The sequence below is a fragment of the Mesorhizobium sp. M7D.F.Ca.US.004.03.1.1 genome, assembly GCF_003998635.1.
Taxonomy (GTDB): domain Bacteria; phylum Pseudomonadota; class Alphaproteobacteria; order Rhizobiales; family Rhizobiaceae; genus Mesorhizobium; species Mesorhizobium loti.
The window spans coordinates 1-1,595 of record NZ_RZQG01001172.1 but is presented as its reverse complement, the minus strand read 5'-3'; the positions used below and the strand labels follow the sequence as shown (position 1 = coordinate 1,595).

Below are 1,595 nucleotides of genomic sequence, written 5' to 3'. Positions count from 1 at the left end.
ACTTGAGGATCGCCTTTTCGCTCTTCAGGCTCGTGAGGCCGGAGGCCGGCTCCGAGCCGGTGCGACCGTCCTGCGGTCCGGGCTTGACCTCAGCACCCTTGCCGGCGCCGTAGAGATCGATGATTTCGGCCAGCCGTTCCGGGGTGAGGTCTTCGAAAGTATCTTTAAAGATCATGACCATCGGCGCGTTGACGCAAGCGCCAAGGCATTCGACCTCTTCCCACGACAGCGTGCCCTTGTCGTTGGTGTGGAACTGGTCGTGATGGATCTTTGACCGGCACACATCCATCAGCGCTTCCGAGCCGCGCAGCATGCAGGGCGTGGTGCCGCAGACCTGGATATGCGCACGCGTGCCGACCGGGTTCAACTGGTACTGCGTATAGAAGGTCGCGACCTCTAGGCCGCGGATGCGGGGCATGCCGAGCATGTCGGAGATCGTCTCGATCGCCGCCTTCGTCACCCAGCCTTCCTGCTCCTGCGCGATCATCAGAAGCGGAATGATGGCCGACTGCTCACGGCCCTTCGGGTACTTCTTGATCCATTGCTTCGCAGCCGCGGCATTCGCCCGGTTGAAGGCGAAGGATGCTGGCTGGGCGCTTGCTTCTGCGAGACGGCGGACTGACATTTAGCGATCGACCTCACCAAACACGATGTCGAGGGAGCCGAGAACGGCGGTGACGTCGGCCAGCATGTGGCCGCGGCAGAGGAAATCCATCGCTTGCAGATGCGCGAAGCCGGGCGCGCGCAGCTTGCAGCGATAGGGCTTGTTGGAGCCGTCGGAGACCAGATAGACGCCGAACTCGCCTTTCGGCGCTTCGACCGCCGCATAGACCTCGCCGGCCGGCACGCGATAACCCTCGGTGTAGAGCTTGAAGTGATGGATCAGCGCTTCCATCGAGCGCTTCATCGCCTGGCGCTTCGGCGGCACCACCTTGCCGTCGAGGTTCGACACCGGGCCGGTGCTTTCCTTGCCGAGCAGAAGGTCGACGCACTGGCGCATGATCTTCGCCGACTGGCGCATCTCTTCCATGCGCACGAGGTAACGGTCGAAGCAATCGCCGTTCTTGCCGATCGGAATGTCGAAATCCATTTCCGAATAGCATTCATAGGGTTGCGACTTGCGCAGGTCCCAGGCAGCGCCCGAGCCACGCACCATGACGCCCGAAAAACCCCAGGCCCAGGCATCGGCCAGCGAAACGGTGCCGATGTCGACATTGCGTTGCTTGAAGATGCGGTTGCCGGTCAGCAACTGATCGAGGTCGTCGATCGACTTCAGGAACGGGTCGATCCACTTGCCGATATCCTCGACAAGCTTCTGCGGCAGGTCCTGATGGACACCACCGGGGCGGAAATAGGCGGCATGCATGCGCGAACCGGAGGCGCGCTCATAGAACACCATCAGCTTTTCGCGCTCGACGAAGCCCCACAGCGGCGGCGTCAGCGCGCCGACATCCATCGCCTGCGTCGTCACATTGAGGATATGCGACATGATGCGGCCGATTTCGCAGTAAAGCACGCGGATCAGCTGGCCGCGCTTCGGCACTTCGATGCCCAGCAGGCGCTCGGCGGCGAGCGCGAAAGCGTGCTCCTGATTC

2 protein-coding genes are annotated in these 1,595 nt (G+C 62.3%); both read right to left on the bottom strand.

Annotation, left to right across the window (positions count from 1 at the left end; translation table 11 throughout):
* Nucleotides 1-625: NADH-quinone oxidoreductase subunit NuoE (gene nuoE / locus EN935_RS35215; RefSeq protein ID WP_127374184.1), on the bottom strand; the 625-nt coding region annotated here is incomplete at its 3' end.
* Nucleotides 626-1,595: NADH-quinone oxidoreductase subunit D (locus tag EN935_RS35210; protein ID WP_127374183.1), on the bottom strand; the 970-nt coding region annotated here is incomplete at its 5' end. It lies immediately after the preceding gene.